This window comes from Hymenobacter saemangeumensis (genome assembly GCF_039541835.1).
Lineage (GTDB): Bacteria > Bacteroidota > Bacteroidia > Cytophagales > Hymenobacteraceae > Hymenobacter > Hymenobacter saemangeumensis.
Genome location: NZ_BAABGZ010000008.1, coordinates 14,846 through 33,315, shown reverse-complemented (window position 1 = coordinate 33,315; position 18,470 = coordinate 14,846). Strand labels below are relative to the sequence as shown.

At 61.0% G+C, this 18,470-nt stretch carries 18 protein-coding genes; 7 read left to right on the top strand and 11 right to left on the bottom strand.

Annotation, left to right across the window (positions count from 1 at the left end):
* Nucleotides 1-122 precede the first annotated feature (122 nt).
* From ABD919_RS01495 to ABD919_RS01480, 4 genes are all read left to right on the top strand, one after another.
* Nucleotides 123-605, top strand: a complete 483-nt coding sequence (locus tag ABD919_RS01495; protein WP_345233148.1) for a GAF domain-containing protein — start codon at nucleotides 123-125, stop codon at nucleotides 603-605.
* Between the two features lie 104 nt (nucleotides 606-709).
* Entirely contained in the window at nucleotides 710-1,390 is a 681-nt protein-coding gene (locus ABD919_RS01490) for a Cj0371 family chemotaxis-regulating polar lipoprotein (RefSeq protein ID WP_345233146.1), read from the top strand.
* A gap of 91 nt (nucleotides 1,391-1,481) precedes the next feature.
* Nucleotides 1,482-2,657, top strand: coding sequence for a glutathionylspermidine synthase family protein (locus ABD919_RS01485; protein ID WP_345233143.1), 1,176 nt, complete (start codon nucleotides 1,482-1,484; stop codon nucleotides 2,655-2,657).
* Between the two features lie 114 nt (nucleotides 2,658-2,771).
* Nucleotides 2,772-3,173 carry a GxxExxY protein gene (locus tag ABD919_RS01480; RefSeq protein ID WP_345233141.1) on the top strand — a complete coding sequence of 134 codons (402 nt, stop codon included), beginning with the start codon at nucleotides 2,772-2,774 and terminating at the stop codon, nucleotides 3,171-3,173.
* Between the two features lie 90 nt (nucleotides 3,174-3,263).
* On the opposite strand, the gene ABD919_RS01475 is transcribed toward ABD919_RS01480, so the two are convergent.
* From ABD919_RS01475 to ABD919_RS01460, 4 genes are all read right to left on the bottom strand, one after another.
* Nucleotides 3,264-3,926: a phosphatidylserine decarboxylase family protein gene (locus tag ABD919_RS01475; protein ID WP_345233140.1), complete on the bottom strand. Its 663-nt coding sequence runs from the start codon at nucleotides 3,924-3,926 to the stop codon at nucleotides 3,264-3,266.
* A gap of 233 nt (nucleotides 3,927-4,159) precedes the next feature.
* Entirely contained in the window at nucleotides 4,160-5,449 is a 1,290-nt protein-coding gene (locus ABD919_RS01470) for a Glu/Leu/Phe/Val family dehydrogenase (protein ID WP_345233139.1), read from the bottom strand.
* A gap of 312 nt (nucleotides 5,450-5,761) precedes the next feature.
* Nucleotides 5,762-6,748, bottom strand: coding sequence for a phosphatidate cytidylyltransferase (locus ABD919_RS01465; RefSeq protein ID WP_345233138.1), 987 nt, complete (start codon nucleotides 6,746-6,748; stop codon nucleotides 5,762-5,764).
* 36 nt (nucleotides 6,749-6,784) lie between these two features.
* Nucleotides 6,785-7,774 (bottom strand): CPBP family intramembrane glutamic endopeptidase, encoded by a 990-nt coding sequence (locus ABD919_RS01460; RefSeq protein ID WP_345233137.1) that lies wholly within the window; start codon nucleotides 7,772-7,774, stop codon nucleotides 6,785-6,787.
* 249 nt (nucleotides 7,775-8,023) lie between these two features.
* Here ABD919_RS01460 and dusB point away from each other — a divergent pair, with 249 nt between their 5' ends.
* Both dusB and ABD919_RS01450 read left to right on the top strand, forming a co-directional pair.
* Nucleotides 8,024-9,019, top strand: coding sequence for a tRNA dihydrouridine synthase DusB (gene dusB / locus ABD919_RS01455; protein ID WP_345233136.1), 996 nt, complete (start codon nucleotides 8,024-8,026; stop codon nucleotides 9,017-9,019).
* A gap of 94 nt (nucleotides 9,020-9,113) precedes the next feature.
* Nucleotides 9,114-10,304, top strand: coding sequence for an ATP-binding protein (locus ABD919_RS01450; RefSeq protein ID WP_345233134.1), 1,191 nt, complete (start codon nucleotides 9,114-9,116; stop codon nucleotides 10,302-10,304).
* A gap of 65 nt (nucleotides 10,305-10,369) precedes the next feature.
* On the opposite strand, the gene ABD919_RS01445 is transcribed toward ABD919_RS01450, so the two are convergent.
* The 5 genes from ABD919_RS01445 to ABD919_RS01425 all read right to left on the bottom strand — a co-directional run bounded on the left by ABD919_RS01445 (nucleotide 10,370) and on the right by ABD919_RS01425 (nucleotide 14,823).
* The gene (locus ABD919_RS01445) at nucleotides 10,370-11,425 is read right to left on the bottom strand and encodes a lipocalin family protein (protein WP_345233133.1); all 1,056 of its coding nucleotides are present in this window, start codon (nucleotides 11,423-11,425) and stop codon (nucleotides 10,370-10,372) included.
* 44 nt (nucleotides 11,426-11,469) lie between these two features.
* Complete coding sequence (locus tag ABD919_RS01440) at nucleotides 11,470-12,126, bottom strand: carboxypeptidase-like regulatory domain-containing protein (protein ID WP_345233131.1); 657 nt, start codon at nucleotides 12,124-12,126, stop codon at nucleotides 11,470-11,472.
* 80 nt (nucleotides 12,127-12,206) lie between these two features.
* Nucleotides 12,207-12,920 (bottom strand): carboxypeptidase-like regulatory domain-containing protein, encoded by a 714-nt coding sequence (locus ABD919_RS01435; protein ID WP_345233129.1) that lies wholly within the window; start codon nucleotides 12,918-12,920, stop codon nucleotides 12,207-12,209.
* Between the two features lie 334 nt (nucleotides 12,921-13,254).
* Nucleotides 13,255-13,998, bottom strand: a complete 744-nt coding sequence (locus tag ABD919_RS01430) for a carboxypeptidase-like regulatory domain-containing protein (RefSeq protein ID WP_345233127.1) — start codon at nucleotides 13,996-13,998, stop codon at nucleotides 13,255-13,257.
* A gap of 33 nt (nucleotides 13,999-14,031) precedes the next feature.
* Nucleotides 14,032-14,823, bottom strand: coding sequence for a carboxypeptidase-like regulatory domain-containing protein (locus tag ABD919_RS01425; RefSeq protein WP_345233125.1), 792 nt, complete (start codon nucleotides 14,821-14,823; stop codon nucleotides 14,032-14,034).
* Nucleotides 14,824-14,989: 166 nt separating this feature from the next.
* Here ABD919_RS01425 and ABD919_RS01420 point away from each other — a divergent pair, with 166 nt between their 5' ends.
* On the top strand, nucleotides 14,990-16,732 hold the full coding sequence (locus tag ABD919_RS01420; RefSeq protein ID WP_345233124.1) for an amino acid permease: 1,743 nt from the start codon (nucleotides 14,990-14,992) through the stop codon (nucleotides 16,730-16,732).
* Here ABD919_RS01420 and ABD919_RS01415 read toward each other — a convergent pair.
* A complete protein-coding gene (locus ABD919_RS01415; protein WP_345233122.1) occupies nucleotides 16,729-17,778 on the bottom strand; it encodes a PDDEXK nuclease domain-containing protein in 1,050 nt (349 codons plus the stop codon). The genes ABD919_RS01420 and ABD919_RS01415 overlap by 4 nt on opposite strands.
* 33 nt (nucleotides 17,779-17,811) lie before the next feature.
* On the bottom strand, nucleotides 17,812-18,465 hold the full coding sequence (locus tag ABD919_RS01410; protein ID WP_345233120.1) for a beta/alpha barrel domain-containing protein: 654 nt from the start codon (nucleotides 18,463-18,465) through the stop codon (nucleotides 17,812-17,814).
* Nucleotides 18,466-18,470 lie beyond the last annotated feature (5 nt).

Here is an 18,470-nt window from a genome sequence, read left to right as displayed (position 1 = left end):
TCGTTGTCAGTTGTCAGGATTGTTCTGAAAAGTCGACTGCCTGAACACTGACAAGGGCCTGCTTCGATAAAGACCGAGGACAGAACACTGACAACGAACAACTGACAACTGACAACTAAAAAATGGCTGAAACCCTTTTTCTCGATACGACGCAAACCAAGGCGGAGCAATACCGCCAGCTGCTTCCCCAGATTAGCGCCCTCACCAGCGGCGAACCCGACCTCACCGCCAACCTGGCCAACACCGCAGCGGCCCTGCGCCAGGCCTTCGGCTTTTTCTGGGTAGGTTTCTACCTGGTAAAGGGCGACGAGCTGGTGCTGGGCCCCTTCCAGGGGCCCATTGCCTGCACCCGCATCCGACGCGGCAAGGGCGTGTGCGGCAGCAGCTGGGCCGAAGCCAAAACCCAGCTCGTGCCCGATGTGGAGCTGTTTCCCGGCCACATCGCCTGCAGCAGCGACTCCAAATCGGAGATTGTAGTGCCCATCTTCAAGAATGGCGAAGTGGTGGCCGTGCTCGACGTCGACAGCGACAAGCTCAACGACTTCGACCACGACGACCAGGCCGCCCTGGAGGAGCTGATGCAGCTGGCTGCCACCTGGTTTTAATCATTTGCGTAGCTTGGCCGTACTACCTGCCGGGACCTAAGCTATAATTCCCGCAGCGTTTTCCTCCATCACCAAGCCCCTAGCACCTAGCACTGAGCACTACTATGAAAAAGCACTTTCATCCCCTCGGCGACTGGCGCCGCAATGTGCTGATGATTGCCGCCGCCACCAGCCTGGGCCTGGCCTTACCGGCCTGCTCCAGCAACGACAACGGCTCGGAGGGCGACTGGAGCGCCCAGGGCCAGGACCCGCCCCAGAGCTACAGCCAGGGCGTCATCACCGAAATGACGGAAGTGCAGCCCGGCCAGTGGAAAATCACCGCCGAGCGGCCCGCTGGCAAGGAAGAGGTAGCGGCCATCCTGCACCACTTCGATGGCAAGACTGACACCCTGCAGGGCCAGGCCCTGCAAAAGCAGATGCAGGAGTACAGCCGCGTAAACCCCGAAAACCGGCACAATGGCACCAGCATGATGGACGTGCTGATGTGGGGCGGCATCGGCTACATGGCCGGCCGCTTCCTCACCCCCAACCCCGGCGTGTATGCCAACCCCGGCATTCTGCAGCGCAACCAGGGCTGGCGGGCCAACATGGCCCGGGAGCGGCAGAACGAAGGCCGCGGCTTTTTCGGCCGGGGCTTCCGGGGCAGCCCGTCCAGCAATGCGGGCATTCAGGAAAGCCGCTCAACGATGCGCTCGGCACCCCGGCCCAGCTACCGCAGCAGCGCCCCCAGTGGCCGCAGCAGCGGCTTTGGCAGCCGCGGCGGCTTCCGTGGCTTCGGTGGATAGCCTTTCAATGAACAGTTAGTAGTGAGCAATGAACAATGTCGTTCTAACCGCTCATTGCTCATTGTTCACTGCTAATTGTTCATTGACTACCATGATAAACCTCCTTCCTCTATCCGGCGACGTTTCTCCTGCCGTGCGCACCCTGGGCTGGGACTGGGCCATTGAAGATGCCTGCCAGAACTACGTGGCGCGCGAAGCCGTGCAGCTCAGCGAAGCCGAGGCCGAAGCGCTGCTGCAGGCTGCCGACACCCTGTACGACATGCTGGTGCAGGCCATTCCCGACCCCATCCCCGACGACTTCCTGCAGCAGCTGGCCATTCCCCCGGTGCTGTGGGCCCCCATTCGCCATTCCTGGAACGACGAGCGGCACTGGCACCTCTACGGCCGCTTCGACCTGGCCCTGACGGCCGAGGGGCCCAAGCTGCTGGAGTTTAATGCCGACACCGCCACCAGCCTGCCCGAAACGGCCGTGGTGCAGTGGGCCAGCCTGGTGGCGGCGGGCCGCGCCAGCGACGAAAGCCAGGCCAATGGCTTGTTCGAGTGCTTGGAAGACCAGCTCCGCCACTGGCGGGCCCTCAACGACACCCTGCAGGACAGCCTGCTGCTGGTGTACCTGCCCGACAGCGCCGAAGACGAAGCCAACTGCGCCGTATTGGCCGAAGCTGCCCGCGCCGCCGGCTTTGCCTACGTCCACACCTGCCCCGTCGACGACATGAAGGTGTCGGTGCAGGGCGAAGACCGCGGCGCCTGGGCCGAAACCGGCCCCAGCCAGTGGCAGAAGTTCGACTTTGTGTTTAAGCTCGTACCCTGGGAAATCCTGGCCGAGGAAGAACCCGAGCTCACCGCCGACCTCGCCCAGCTTATGCTCACCCGCGACGTCATCATCGCCAACCCGGCCTACAGCCTGCTGTTTCAGAGCAAAGCCGTAATGGCCCGCCTCTGGGAAGTATTCCCCCACCACCCGCTGCTGCTCGAAGCCAGCCTAACCAACCTGCCCGGCCACCACGTGCGCAAGCCCCTGTTTGGCCGCGAAGGGCAGAACGTGGCCGAAATCCAGCCCGATGGCCGCGCCAGCACCGAGGTACCCGGCGACTTTGCCGCCCAGCCCCAGCTACGCCAGCGCTGGGCCGAGCTACCCACCGACGAGCAGGGCCGCCGCTACCAGGCCGGCGTGTTCTGGGCCGGCGAAGCCTGCGCCATCGGCTTCCGCCGCGAAGCCGGGCTCATCACCAACCTGTCGGAGTTCGTGCCGCACACTCTTGTCTGAACCGCAGATTTTAACGGATTTGACGGATAAGAACGGATTCTTACGGATTCGTTCTTATCCGTTTTTCTTTGCCATTACAGTAGCTTGCCGTCAGTTCTTATATCGAGCTAGCTAATGATAAAAGACGCTATTAATCTAGATGATTACCGTGAATTAACAGGTAAGATTATTGGCTGCGCCATGCAGGTGCATCGCGTTCTTGGAACAGGCTTTCAGGAAGTAATTTATCAGCGCGCCCTTGCTATTGAGCTTGAGCAGTGCGGAATTGTTGCTCAACGCGAATTGGAAATGCCAATTTTCTACAGAGCGCATGAAATTGGCTCACGGCGCGTCGATTTTCTAGTGAACGAAACGGTATTGGTAGAGCTAAAGGCATTAAGCGGCTTAAATGAAGCGCATCAGGCCCAAATCATCAATTACTTGGAAGCCTATCGGCGGCCCATTGGATTGCTCATAAACTTTGGGGCGCCGTCCTTGGAGTTAAAGCGGTTTGTGAAGACAAGGCCTGTTTACTAAGGTATACCAGTACTGTTTTAAAAGAAAAACGGATAAGAACGAATCCGTAAGAATCCGTTCTTATCCGTCAAATCCGTTAAAATCTGCGGTTCAGACTTTAAGCTGGCAAATCACGGTCTCACCGCCTTTTACTTTCTGGCCCAGCTCAACTTTCACCACGGTGTCGACCGGCACAAACAGGTCGACGCGGGAGCCGAACTTGATGAAGCCGAACTCCTCGCCCTGGGTTACCTCGTCGCCTTCGTTTACATACCACACGATGCGGCGGGCCATGGCGCCGGCAATCTGCCGGAACAGCACCAGAGGGCCGGCGTCGCTTTCCACCACTACCGTGGTGCGCTCGTTCTGGGTACTGCTTTTGGGGTGCCAGGCCACCAGGTAGTTGCCGGGGTGGTACTTAAAGTACTTCACGATGCCCGAGATGGGGTTGCGCGTCACGTGCACGTTGATGGGCGACATGAAGATGCTGATTTGCTTGCGCACGTCGTTGAAGTACTCCGGCTCCTGCACGTCTTCAATTACCACCACCTTGCCGTCGGCCGGGGCCAGCAGCAGGTCTTCGTGGGTAAACATGTGGCGGAAAGGGCTGCGGAAAAACTGCAGTATCAACAGAAAGATGATGACCGTAGCGCCGGTAAAGAGGCGATTTACCAGGTCATTGCCCTTGTTGAAGTGGTACATCAGCAGGTTCAGCGCAATCAGCACCAACAGCGTGACAAATAGTATGCGTCGTCCTTCTTTGTGAATCTTCATAATCACTGATTTTCGCTGATTAACCCTGATTTCGCTGATTTCAGCCGGGTTTTTCGGCGCAACAACTCTTACGGCATTTTAGCCCAGACGGGGCAAATTACGGCCAAAAACAGAAATGGCACCGACCCAGCGGCCGGTGCCATTCCATTTTCTCCGCGGTTCAGCTTAAAAGCTGCCTAGCTAAAGTCAAAAAAATCAGTGAAATCAGCAAAATCAGCGGCAATCAGCGATGATTAGAAGCCGCCGCGGAACTTGTAGGTCTGGGCCACTTTGTCGATAGATACCACGTAGGCCGCAATGCGCATCGGAATCTTGTATTTCTGGCTGGTCTGGTACACTTTCTCGAAGGCGTCGTTCATGATGCGGTCGGCGCGCTCGGTCACCATGTCCTCGCTCCACTTGAAGCCCTGGCGGTTCTGTACCCACTCGAAGTAGGAAACCGTCACGCCGCCCGAGTTGGCCAGAATGTCGGGCACCACCATGATGCCCTTCTCGTTGATGATGGGGTCGGCCGAAGCCGAGGTGGGGCCGTTGGCGCCTTCCACGATGAGACGGGCCTTGATGTCGCCGGCGTTGTGCTCGGTAATTACATCCTCCACGGCAGCGGGCACCAGCACCTCCACGTTGGAGACGAGCAGGTCTTCCGGGTTTTCCATCATCACGGCGCCGGTGAAGCCGTCGAGGCGGCCGTTGTGGGCATTCTTGTACGCCACGGCTTCGTTGATGTCGATACCGTTCTCGTTCCAGTAAGCACCGGATACGTCGCTGATGGCCTTAATCTTCACGCCCTTGTCGAACAGCAGCTTGGCGGCCCAGGAGCCTACGTTGCCGAAGCCCTGCACGGCGGCCGATACTTCGCTGGGGTTGAGGCCCAGCTTTTTCAGGGCGGCCAGGGCCGATACCATCACGCCGCGGCCGGTGGCCTCGGTGCGACCCAGCGAGCCGCCCATTACCAGGGGCTTGCCGGTTACAACGGCGGGCGAAGTGGCGCCCACGGTCTTGGAGAATTCGTCCATCAGCCAGGCCATCTCGCGGGGGCCGGTGCCCATGTCGGGGGCCGGAATGTCACGGTCGGGGCCAAACACGTCCTTCATGGCCATGGTGTAGCCGCGGGTGAGGCGCTCGAGCTCGCCCACGCTCATGGTAGTGGGGTCGCAGATAATGCCGCCCTTGGCGCCGCCGTAGGGAATGTCCACCACGGCGCACTTCCAGGTCATCCAGGCAGCCAGGGCCTTCACCTCGTCAAGGTGCACGTTCTTATCGTAGCGGATGCCGCCTTTGGAAGGGCCCAGGATGGTGTTGTGCACCACGCGGTAGCCTTCGAATACGCGCACGGTGCCGTTGTCCATGGTTACCGGGATGTTCACGATTACCTGCTTGTCGGCCACTTTCAGCACGTTGTAGGTAGCTTCGTCGAGGCCCAGAATTTCGGCCGCGATGTTGAAGCGCGACATCATGGACTCCAGCGGGTTTTCGCGGTCAACTATCGGAGCGGGCTCTTTGTAAACGGATTTTGCAGCCATGCGAGGAATTAAGAAAAGTGTTGGGTGGGAGTAGGTACGGTTTAGGGGCGCAAAGGTATTGCTTTTGTCAACATCACACGCGGCCCATATTAAAGCCGGGTACTGGCGCAAGTTTAGCGCAGCGTATGTCGTGACTTATTACCCGGGTGAAGCTACGTCTCGCCGCAGAACCATTCCGCCACAGGTTCTACTTGCGCGTTTCGGGCTTGCCGCTGAGGCGGCAGTGGAGGCACAGCCTCCACATCGTGGTTAGTCACGAGTTACGGCTTCGCCTAAACTCGCGCCAGGTGTGCGCCAGGAGCTTTGGGCTGCTTACCCCGCCAGCAGCTGCAGCAGCGCCAGAATGGGCAGTACGAACAGGAAGGCATCGAATCGGTCGAGCAGGCCGCCGTGCCCGGGCATGATGCTGCCCGAGTCTTTCATATCGACGCTGCGCTTGAGCATGGATTCGGCCAGGTCGCCGAGGGGACCGAACACGGCCACCACGGCGGCCGCTACGAGGCGGTGCGTGAGCGGCAGCTCGGGAATAAGGTAGCCCAGGGCCCAGCCCATGACCAGGGTTAGCACCGCGCCGCCGGCCCAGCCTTCCCAGGTTTTGCCGGGCGAGATAGCCGGGGCCAGCTTGTGCTTGCCAAAGGTTTTACCGGCGAAGTAGGCGCCAATGTCAGCTGACCAGATGAGGAAAAGTAGCACAATGACGCGGCGGTAGTCGTAGCCGTGCGGGAGAAAGGCCAGCACGATAAGCAGGGCCATGGGCATGCTTATGTACAGCAAGCCAGCTAAGGTGGCCGCCACGTTGGTGAATGGCTGACCATGCTCGGGCCAGGCCAGCATTTCCCGCACCAACAGCGCCACGGTAGTCAACACAAGCAAACAGCCCGGAATGGCGAAGAAAGCGGCCCAGGTCTGTCCTTGCCGGAATGAAGAGGTGATGTGCTCGGCCAAGGCCTCCCCTCCGGTTACTTCACCTGCGGGGGAAATGGGAACAACCTTCCCACCCAGCATGTAGTGGGCCGCCAGCAGCACGGCGCCAAAGGACAGCAGGCTCACTGCCACTCCCAGCCATACCGCCGGCTTGCTTCCGCCCTTCTCCATCATGCGGTAGAATTCCCAGAGCATCACGGCCTGCACGAAGGCGAAAAACAGCCCGAAGGTCCAGGGGCTGAACCATACGCTGCCTACCAGCAGGGCCGCGCCGAGCAGGCCGTAGATGGTACGAAGCTGCAGGTTGCTGGGGCCGGCTTTGGCCGGCTCCCCGGGGGTGCCGGTGGGCGCAGAAGAAGGCAGAGAATCAGACAAGCTAAAAAGCGGAAATGAAGGCGAAAAGAGAAGTAGCTAGCCCTGCGGCTCCGCGCGGCGCACGGCCACGCCGTCGTGGCTCAGGGTGAGCATCTGGGTAGGTACGGACGCGGCGCTCATGCGTTGGTGCAGGAAGTAGAGCAGGCCCGCGCTGCCCACGGCCGAGAGCAGCACCAGCGGCCAGGGCAGGGCCTCATTGCTGTCGGGGTCGAAGTTCCAGCCGAAAGCGCCGTGCTGGGCGCCGTACACCAGCAGCAGCTGAAAGGCATTCTGGGTGAAGTGGGCCGCCATGGGCACCAGAATGTTGCCGCTCCACTCGTAGAGGTAGCCCAGCACCAGGCCCAGCACGAAACGGGGCACAAAACCCAGAAACTGCAGGTGAATGGCGCTGAAGATGGCCGCCGCCAGCCACACGCCCACGTGCCGGGAGCTAAACCAGCGCACCAGGTTTTTCTGAATCACCCCCCGGAACACCAGCTCCTCGGCCACGGCGGGCACCACGGCCACCACCAGCAGCCCCACCAGCAGCCGCCCGGCCGTGCTGAAGCGCGTGAGGTAGCGCGTAAGTTCCTGGGCCTGCGCTTCCTTGGCCCGGGCCCACACCTCGAAGTCGTGCAGGAAAGCCGGAAACTCCACGTTGGCATTCCAGGCAATCAGGCCCGACATCAGGGGCAGGATGACGATGATGAGCAGGGCGGCGGCCAGCAGCCACCAGGCCTGTTTCAGGCGGCGGGGGTTGAAATACTCTCCCCAGCGGTAGCCCAGCAGGAGCGGCAGCGCCAGGGCTGCCCCGCCAAAAGCCCCGAACAGCAGCACGCCCTGCGTCAGCATGGCCAGCGCCCAGCCCTGCGGATAATCGCGGGGCTGCGTCATCATGGCCTGCAGCTGCAGGGCCGGCACCTGCAGCCAGGTCATGGCAATGGCGTAGATGAGGGTGAAAGCCATCAGGGCCCCGGCCATCATCAGTACCACCAGCCACAGCAGCTGAAAGCCAGGGTGCAGGGTGCGGGGCAGGAAACCTTTCATGGGGGCGGGCTAGTTCGGGAGGTTGTAAATTTGCGGATAATCTGGCAAACCGGCCGCTCTTACTGTTTAGTCGAAACAGTAAGAACGTCATGCTGAGTGCAGGCTAAGCATCTCTACCACGAGCGTAAATCCAATCAAAGAGGATTACCTCCCCTGGCAAGATGCTTCGGCAAGCTCAGCATGACGTTCTAATCGAAAAGACGCTCCGCTCAGTACGACATTCTGAAATAACAGCAAATACTCATCTCCGTGGTTCAAATAGGCAACATCCAGCTTCCCGACTTCCCGCTTCTGCTTGCGCCCATGGAGGACGTGAGCGACCCGCCCTTCCGGGCCGTGTGCAAAGCCAACGGGGCCGACCTGATGTACACCGAGTTTATTTCCTCGGAAGGCCTGATTCGGGCGGCGGCCAAAAGCCGCAAGAAGCTCGACGTGTTCGACTACGAGCGGCCCATTGGCATTCAGCTCTTCGGCTCCGACGTGGATACCATGGGCGAGTGCGCCGCCATCAGCACCGAGGCCGGGCCCGACTTGATTGACATCAACTACGGCTGCCCGGTGAAACAGGTGGCCTGCCGCGGCGCCGGCGCGGCCCTGCTGCAGGACATTCCCAAGATGGTGCAGATGACGGCCGCCGTGGTGAAGCACACCCACCTGCCCGTAACCGTGAAAACCCGCCTGGGCTGGGACGAAGGCACCAAGAACGTGGAGGAAGTAGCCGAGCGCCTGCAGGACGTGGGCATCAAGGCCCTCACCGTGCACGGCCGCACCCGCGCCCAGCTCTACAAGGGCGAGGCCGACTGGCGCCTCATCGCCAAGATTAAGGACAACCCCCGCATTCAGATTCCCATCTTCGGCAACGGCGACATCGACTCGCCGCAGAAAGCCCTGGAGTACCAGCAGCGCTACGGCGTGGATGGCGTCATGATTGGCCGCGCCAGCATCGGCTACCCCTGGATATTCCGGGAGGTGAAGCACTACGTGGCCACCGGGCAGCTGCTGGCCCCGCCCACGCTGGAAGAGCGGGTGGGCATGTGCCGCATGCACTTCGAGAAAAGCATCGAGTGGAAAGGCCCGCGCGTAGGCATCTTCGAGATGCGCCGCCACTACGCCCACTACTTCCGCGGCCTGGAAGGCGCCAAAGCCTGGCGCACCCGCCTGGTAGACGCCGAAACGCCGGAGCTGGTGAACGAGATTCTGGAGGAAATTGCCAGCAGCGACGCCGTGATGGTTTCTGGTTTTTAGTTGTCAGCTGTTGGTTGTCAGTTGTTAGTTCGTTCTGACGGCTGCTTTCCAGAACAACCTGACAACTGACAACGAACAACTGACAACTGATTTAATGAACCCCATCTACGACCAGAAGTCGCGCATAAAAATTCTGATTGCGGTGCTGGCCCTTTTCATTGGGGCGGCTACGGTGATTTATACCAACGTGCTGGTGCAGCGGGTGTCGCAGCGGGAGCGGGAGCAGATTCGGCTGTACGCCAAGGCCCAGGAGTTCATCATCAACTCGGAGGTGGACTCGAACACCAACTTCGTGTTCGAGGAGATTCTCAAGGCCAACACCACCATTCCGATTATCCTGTCGGATAGCCTGAATGTTATCGACTCCAAAAACCTCAACCTGCCCAAGGGCCTTTCGGCGCGCGACTCCGTGGCGCTGCTGCTGCGCGAGTTCGAGCAGATGAAGCAGGGCCACCCGCCCATTGTGGTGGAGCTGGGCGCCGGCATTCGCAACTTCATCTACTACAAAGACTCGCAGCTGCTTACCCAGCTGCGCACCTACCCGCTGGTGGGCTTGGCCGTTATCGGCTGCCTGGGCATTATTGCCTACTTCGCCTTCAGCTCCTCGCGGCGGGCCGAGCAGAACCGCGTGTGGGTAGGCCTGGCCAAGGAAACCGCCCACCAGCTGGGCACGCCGCTCAGTAGCCTGGTAGGCTGGCAGGCGTATTTGCGGGAGTCCGACAAGTTCAAGGACGAGCCCATTGTGGAAGAGCTGGGCAAGGACATCCGCCGCCTGGAAATCATTACGGAGCGCTTCAGCAACATCGGCTCGGTGCCGGTGCTCAAGGACGAGAACCTGCTGCAGACCACCAAAAATGCCATTGCCTACCTCGAAAGCCGGGTATCGAAAAAGGTGAAGTTCAGCATCGAAACCGACCTGCCCACCGACACGCCCGCCCGCATCAACGTGCCGCTGTTCGACTGGGTAATCGAAAACATCTGCAAAAACGCGGTGGATGCCATGGATGGCCGCGGCTCCATCACCCTGCACCTGCGCCGGGTGCGGGTGCGGGGCCGGCAGAGCAAGCCCCAGGTGGCCGTCGACATCACCGACACCGGCAAGGGCATACCCAAGAATAAAATCGACAACGTCTTCCTGCCCGGCTACACCACCAAGAAGCGCGGCTGGGGCCTGGGCCTGGCCCTGGCCAAGCGCATCATCGAGAACTACCACGAAGGCAAGCTCTTCGTGAAGTGGAGCGAGGTAGGCCGGGGGACTACGTTTAGAGTGGTGTTGAATCAGTAGCGTGGACTCTGCGAGTCCGCGCGTACGAACGTTCACACGCGCGGACTCGCAGAGTCCACGCTACATTATCGGTTCGTTATTTCCACATACGCATTGCCCGTTACCGGCTTTCCATTGTGGGTGCCGGTGACGCGGCACATGCCTTCCCAGTAGTGCAGCTTCAGTACTTTAAATAGCTTCAGGCTAAGCTCCTGGTGGGGCACCAGGGGCTCCACTACCAGGTCGTAGCCCTTGGAAGGCACCGTGACGCGCCACTTGGCCGGGTACTTCCGCTTGGAGGTGGGACTGGTCCAGTACGTGAGGGGCTCCAGCTTGAAGTCGGACTCGGCCAGGTGGGTGTTTTCGCCCTGGGGGCCGTAGTGCGAGCCGCCGCCGATGTGCTCCTGGGTTTTCTTGTTGTGCACGGCGTAGAGCATGATGTCGTCTTTGGGCTCGTTGAGCTGAATGCTGAGCCAGTCCCAGGCCACGTGCTTTTTGTTGACGCCGCCGCAGTTCCACTGCCGGTCGTACCACAGCTCGCCGGCTACCTGGTGGGTTTTGCCGCCCACCACGATGGTGCCGGTGGTGCTCAGGCGCGGGTAGCTGTAGTAACCGGCCTGGGCCACCTTGCCGTACTGCTCGTAGCCGGTGCCGCCGTGCAGCAGCACGGGCTTGGCCGGCGTGGTGCGCAGGCTGATGCTCTGGCCCGGGTGGGCCGCCATGCTGGCCTGCAGGGTGTAGCTTCCCTCCTGCCCGGTGAGCGTCCAGCGCTGCCCGCCTTTCTCTTCGGTAAGGTTGATGGGCAGGGTGGCCTTAAGCGGCGCCGGCAGCTTGCCCAGGTCGTAGTCGTAGCGGAACTGCTGGGTTTGCGGGTCGGTGAGGGCGAAGTTCACCATCTGGTAGTCCTGCTTGCCATCGGGGCTGAAGTGGAAGAAGACGTACTCCACGCCAAATTCCTCGCCGCTGGCAACGTCCTTTAAGTGGCCCGTGAAGTACCACCACTCCAGGGAGTTCAGCACGTGGGGCGCTTCCTCCTGCGGCAGCTGGGCGCGGCCGGGGAATACGTCGTTTTTGGTGGTAGGCTTGAGGATGGAGCAGGCCGAGGCCAGCAGGCAGAGCAGGGCGAAGCGCAGGGTATTCATACCCTGGGGTAAGGCTTCTAAAGGGCGAAAGGTTTGGCTAATCGTTACTTTTTGCCTAGCTCAGATAAAGGCTTGGGAGGCTGAATGGGCACTGGTTTTCCTTTAAGTCTTCCCCTGTCTGGGCTGGAAGGCAACCGGATAGCCAAGAGACCTGGCTCCGGGTTACCTGCCAGATTTGCCTTCACTGTGGCGCCCTGCAACATATATGCAATGCCGGGCACTTCTAAATGCACCTCACCGCTCCTGACGGGCTCCCAGTCAGCCGGAAACGATAGTGTGAAATTGCCTTGCGCGTCGGTGATGGTCCCGTACTCGGTGCCGGCGATAAAGACGTAGGCTCCTCTTAAAGGCCTATTCAATGTGTCGTCAATTACCTGTCCACGAATGGTAACTTGTTGCTGGCTGGCAGTGGGAGTTTGAAACGTTGCACTGGCCTGGGGCAGGACCTGTGGAGGTTTGCTCGCACACGATGCCAGCGAATGCCACCCTACCAAAGCCGCCAGTGCCAATAGCCAGCCATGCACACCTCTTGGCTGCAACTGATGCGCAGGCTCCACTACTGGTATATACATAGCGCCGCACACCCGCTGCCCCTGACGGGCTGCCAGATAAGCCAGCACCTCCTCCTCACTCATGCGGGTAAAGTCAACGACTTCGGTCTGGCAGGCAGCGCAGTAGCGCCCGGCTTCGGTAGGCGTCATCGCCGTCCAGCTTTTGGGGCATGGCTTAGGAATGGAAACAACAGGCTGCCGCATAAGCCAAATGATTTATGGATGAGAGTCTACCCCCGCGGCGGCTTCACCGGCGGCTCGGGCATCATCATGCGGCCTACTACCTGCCCGCGGTCGGGAATGGACTTCATGGTCACCTTCAGGGCGGCGGGCTTGGCCTGGCTGCGGGTGTTGAGCTTGACGGTCTGCTTCTCGAAGTCGAAGGGGCTGCCGATAAACTGCAGGTTGAGCTTGCCCGACTTGATGGGGGCCCAGCCGGGGGCCATCACCAGCTCGAAATTACCCTGTTCGTCAGTAGTAGTGCCGAAGTTGGTGTCGTTGATGAGCACGCGTACGCCGGCCACGGGCTTGCCGTCACGGTCGTCGAGCACCTGCCCGCGCACGGTTACCTGATTGCCGGGCTTGCCGGGCTTGGAGCCCTGTCCTTCTTCCAGGCGGGGCAGCGGCTCGGGCGCGGGCGGGCCAGCCGAGGCTGCCTGCACCTGCCAGCCAAACAAGGCCAGGGCCGCCAGCAGCCAGCGCCGGGGGGCGCTGCTGGGCTTGTACACCTGAGGAAGCACGGCTTGGCCCACGAGGCGCCCGCACACGTGCTGCCCGCGCCGGGCCGAGAGGTAGGCCAGCACTTCGGCGTCGCTCATGCGGGCGAAGTCGACCACTTCGGTCTGGCAGCTGCCGCAGAAGCGGCCGGCCTCGGTGGGCGACATGTCGGCCCATTGCTTGGGGCAGGGCTGGGGAATGGACGGGGTAAAGGAGGGTGTAGCCATGTGCCTAAGGTAACTGCTTTTTTTACCCGCCTACGCTAATACGGCTGAAAAGGGCGCGTGAGCTGGTATTTGGCTCGTCTGGCGCGAGTTTAGGCGCAGCCGTAACTCGTGACGAAATATGAGGTGGAGGTTGTACCTCCACCGCCGCAAAGCGGCAAGCTGGGAACCGCGCCGGCAGGTTATTCTCCTGAGGTGTTCTACCGGCCGTTCTGTTGGGAGGCACAGCCTCCCCCGAATGAAGGGCACGAGTTACGGCTGTGCCTAAACTCGCGCCAGCTTGGAGCTGCAGGATGCTGATAGTAAGAGCCACAGCTCAGATAATCAATGAATAAACCTACTTCTGGAAAGGGCGAGTGAGCTGCCACTTAGCCCAGTAGTAAAAAGTCCGGGGATGCCAGGGCCAGGGTTTTACCCCACTTATACCTCCCTTCATTTCAATCTGCATCTTCAGCACCATCTCGTCGCCATACCATTGCCCGGGGGTGGGGGCCAGCTCCTGGAAGGCATACCCAATGTACTGAAGTGCAATGGCCTGTTGTGAGTTGGTTATTTCTATGGGGCAGCTTAACTCAAATGTGCCATCTGCGTTGGTTTGCGTACCAATAGTGGTGCCTTTGATAATAATGGACACCCCGGGCAAGCTTTCTCTCGTCTGAAAGTCAACAATCCGGCCGCGTAAAACCCGGGCTTTTACCTGTCCTTCATAGTCAGGCCGAGCGGAGTACTCCAGATGAGACCCGCTTGGCACGGCCCGCTGCTCCGTCGGCGCCTGCGCTTTGGCCTCGCTCCCACTCACTTCCCGCAACCCCCACAGTGCCACGGCCGCCGCCAGCCAGGCACGCCAGCGCCCAAGGGCAGCCGGGGCGGCGCGCTGCAACGGCCGCTCCAACTGCCCCGCCGCGAAACGGCCGCAGATGCGGCCGCCCGCAGCTCGGCCCAGATACGCCAGGATTTCGGCATCGGATTGCTGGGTGAAGTCAATTACCGTGGTTTGACAGCTTTCGCAGTGCCGACCGTTGCCTGCGGGGCGCATGGCGGTCCAATTTTCCTGGCAGGGCTGGGGAATGGTGAGGCGCATACTGTGCTCGGGAAATGCTTGCAGAAAGTTGCTTTAGTAGCTCCGGAAGGGGCGCGTAACCCAATACTTGGCCCAGCCATACAGGGCCCGGGGCCGCCAGGGGGCGGGGGGCATAGCGCGGTATCCCCAGGCGCCTATAATAACAATCTCGCCCGCCAGCTCTCCCTTCACATCGGCGTGCAACTCTACCCGCAGCACTTGCTCGCCGATAGTAAGGGGAGTTGTACGCAGCTGACTTGCGTACCCGATGTATTTAAACTCCAGGCTCACGCTGTCCTGATTTTGATACTCAGCCGGCAAAATCAGCTCAAAACAGCCATCTAACCCAGTCGAAATGCCCACTTGGGTACCAGGAATAAGCACCGTGACACCTGGCAGGCTTTGAGTCCCTTCCACCACCTGGCCCCGGATAACACTGATTCTCTCAACCGGCCTGGCTTCCTGCTCGCGCCAGTTGCGCTTCATGTCGATTGGTTTGCGGGCCGTCTGCTCCACGGGTACCTGCTGGGCGCGGGCATCCAGACTCAGCAGCTCGCGTAGGCCCAGCAGCGCGGCCAGGGTGGCAGCCCAGGTACGCCAGCGCTGTGCTGGTGCCAGGGCCAGCGGCTGTAAAGGCCGCTGCAGCTGGTTTTCGGCGAAGCGCCCGCAGGTGCTGCCTTGTCCTGCTTTGCTCAGGTAGGCCAGCACTTCGGCGTCGCTCATGCGGCTGAAGTCGACCACGGTTTTCTGGCAGGCGGCGCAGTGCCGGCCCTGGGCGGTGGGTGTCATGGCGGCCCAGCTTTCGTGGCAGGGCTGCGGAATGGCAATGGTAAGGGAGCGGCGCATAGGCGGACGGTTGTTTCCTGTCCGATGCCAGGCGGCGGAGAATTGCACATGCCTGCCTTCCAATTGCAGCGGCTTCCGTCGCAGCCCGGCAGCTTACCCCGGGCCGCAGCCGGGCCACCTACTCGCAAAAGCCCTATCTTTTGCCCCTCAAAACCTGTTTCCGCGCATGCCGCCTTCCAACAATTCCCTTTTTCGCCGCAAAACCATTGCGGCCATTCTCCAGAACCCGCCGGCCGACCACGACCTGGTAACGCCCGGCGGCCTGGCCCGCCACCTGAGTGTGCGCGACCTCACCGCCCTGGGCATTGCCGCCATTATCGGGGCCGGCATCTTCAGCACCATCGGCAAAGCCAGCCTTGATGGCGGCCCGGCCGTGTCGCTGCTGTTCGTGTTCACCGCCGTGGCCTGCGCCTTCTCGGCCCTGTGCTACGCCCAGTTCGCGGCCACCGTGCCCGTCAGCGGCTCGGCCTATACCTACGCCTACACCTCGTTCGGGGAGCTGGCGGCCTGGATTATCGGCTGGGCCCTGATTATGGAATATGCCGTGGGCAACATCGTGGTGGCCATTTCCTGGTCCGACTACTTTACCGGCCTGCTCGACGGCATCGGCATCCATATTCCGGCCTACCTGAGCACTGGCACCCAGAGCGCCCACATCGGCTACACCGCCGTGATGGAGCTGATGCAGGCCGGCAAGCCGCTAAGCGAAGCCACGGAAGCCCAGCTGGCCGGCTACCAAATCTGGAACTCAGCCCCCGAGCTGTTTGGTGGCCTGCGCCTGGTGGCCGACCTGCCTGCCTTTACCATCACCGTGCTGATTACCGCGCTGGTGTACATCGGCATCAAGGAAAGCAAGACGGCCTCCAACATCCTGGTGCTGCTTAAGCTGGTGGTAGTGTTCGTGGTAATTGCCGTGGGCGCCTTCTACGTGCAGCCGGCCAACTGGAGCCCCTTCGCCCCCAACGGCGTGGGCGGCGTGCTCAAGGGCGTGTCGGCAGTATTCTTCGCCTACATCGGCTTCGACGCCATTTCCACCACGGCCGAGGAGTGCCGCAACCCCCAGCGCGACCTGCCCAAGGCCATGATGTACGCGCTGATTATCTGTACCGTGCTCTACGTCGTCATTACGCTGGTGCTCACCGGCATGGTGCCCTATACCAAGCTGGGCGTGGGCGACCCGCTGTCCTTCGTATTTGCTGAGGTGGGCCTGCCCAAGCTCTCGGGCCTGGTGGCGGTGAGTGCGGTGTTTGCCATGGCCTCGGTGCTGCTGGTGTTTCAGCTGGGCCAGCCCCGCATCTGGCTCACCATGAGCCGCGACGGCCTGCTGCCCCGGGTGTTTTCTACCATTCACCCGCGCTTCCACACGCCTTCGTTCAGCACCATCGTCACGGGCTTTTTCGTGGCTGTGCCCGCGCTGTTTCTCAACATGGATTTGGTGGTCGACCTCACCAGCATCGGCACCCTGTTCGCCTTCGCGCTGGTATGCGGCGGCATCCTCATCATCGACCCCTATGGCCGCTCCGAGGCCCGCTTCAAGGTGCCCTACATCAACGGGCAGCTCCTGATGCCGCTGATTCTGCTGGTGGCCGCCGCCCTGCTGTTTGTGTACAACCGCGAGCAGGTAAACGACTTCTTCCGCCTGGCCAGCTTCGGCGAGGGCTACGAAGGCTTCCGCCACCAGATTCCCATGCTGGTGTTCCTGCTGTTATGCCTGGCCTTGGCTTGGTTATCGTTCCGCAAGCGCCTGAGCCTACTGCCCACCCTGGGCCTGCTTATCAACCTCTACCTGATGACGCAGCTGGGCATCAACAACTGGACGATGTTCTTCATCTGGCTGCTCATTGGGCTGGTGATTTACTTCGGCTACGGGTACAAGAACTCCAAGCTGGGGCAGCCGGCGGCAGCTTAGCGCGGAGTCGCGTTGCCCTGCAGCGCCGCCGTCACGGCATCGAGCCGCTGCACCAGCTCCTCGTTGCTGGGGAAGAAGGGGCGCAGCTCGGCTGGCAGCGTGTCGGTAAGGGTGTAAGTGGCCACGCCAATGGGCTTGCTCACGTCGCGCAGGGCGAATTCCACCACCGTGCGCTGCTTGCTTTGGCAGATGATGATGCCAATGCTGGGCTGCTCGTGGGCCTTTTTCACTTTCTCGTTCAGCAGCGAGAGGTAGAAGTTCATCTTGCCCGCATACTCGGGCTGGAACTCGGTTATTTTCAGCTCCACGGCTACCAGGCACTGCAGCTCGCGGTGGTAGAGCAGCAGGTCGACAAAGTATTCCTGCCCTTCCAGCTCCAGCCGGTACTGGTTGCCGATAAAGGTGAAGTCGCCGCCCATCTCAATCAGGAAGCGGCGCACGTTGCCCAGCAGGGCCTGCTCCAGCTCGTACTCGGAATGCTCCGGCGTCAGGGCCAGGAAGCCAAAGGTGTACTCGTCCTTCAGGGCCAGCACGGCGGCAGGAAGCTGCGCCGCCGGCATGGTTTCGGCGAAATTCTGCTGGGCCAGCACCGTGTTATCGTAAGCGCGGGCCTTGATTTGCTGAGCTAAAACTGCCTTGGTCCAGTTGTTCCGCCGCGTTTGCTCGGTGTAGTACAGGCGCTCGTGCGGGCTTTTGCATTTGGTCATAATAACCAAATGTTTCGCCCAGCTAATTTCTGCAACCAATGGTTGCAGAAGTTCATCGGTACTGTACTCCAGATAAAAATCCCGCATGTACCAGAGGTTGCGGGACGAAAACCCACTCATGCCTGCAAACTCCTTTTGCAGGTCCTGAGCCAGGGTTTCGACTATGCTTTTGCCCCAGCCGTGCTGCTGCTGGCGCTCGGCAATAAGCCGGCCCAGGTCCCAGTAAAGCTGAATCTGCTGCTGATTAACCTGCTGCAGCGCACGGTACTGGGCCTCTCGGACCCGCTGCTTCACAATAGTCAGCAGCTGATGGTAGTCGGTAGAAAATGATGGATTCATACCGGCAATATAATGTCAGCGCTATGAATTTATTTATACCACAGCCCGGCCTGCTTCAATCTGCACTAGCAGTTCGGCCACCCGCGCCGCCAGCCCGCCCGGCCCCTCCCCCGGCAGCAGCTTGGAGCCGATGCTGACGCAGCTGGCTCCGGCCCGGAACCACTCGGGCACCTCCGCCAGCTGCACTCCCCCGCTGATGAGAAATGGGGCATCGGGCAGCGGGCCCCGCAAGGTTTTAACATAAGCAGGACCCAGATGGCTGGCGGGAAACACCTTCACCAGGGCAGCCTCCTGCTGGAGGGCCTGCCAGATTTCGTTCAGGGTTTGGGCGCCGGGCAGCCAGGCCAGGTCGTGGCGCCGGCACACGGCGGCCACCTCCGGCTCGATGATGGGCGACACGATGAAGTCGGCGCCGGCGCTGATAAACCGCTCGGCATCCTCGGCGGTGTAGATGGTGCCGGCGCCCAGCAGCAGGCCGGGATATTCTGCCTCTACAAAGCGCTGCAGCTCGGCGAAGATGGCCAAGGCCTGGGGGCCGCGGTTGGTGTACTCGTACACCCGAACACCGCCCTGGTAGCAGGCGCTGAGCACCTCTTTGGCATAGGCGGCCTCGGCGTGGTAAAAGACCGGAATAAGCGGGGTGCGCAGAGCCTGGGTAAGCAAATCGGTGCGGGTGAAGCGGGCCATGGTAT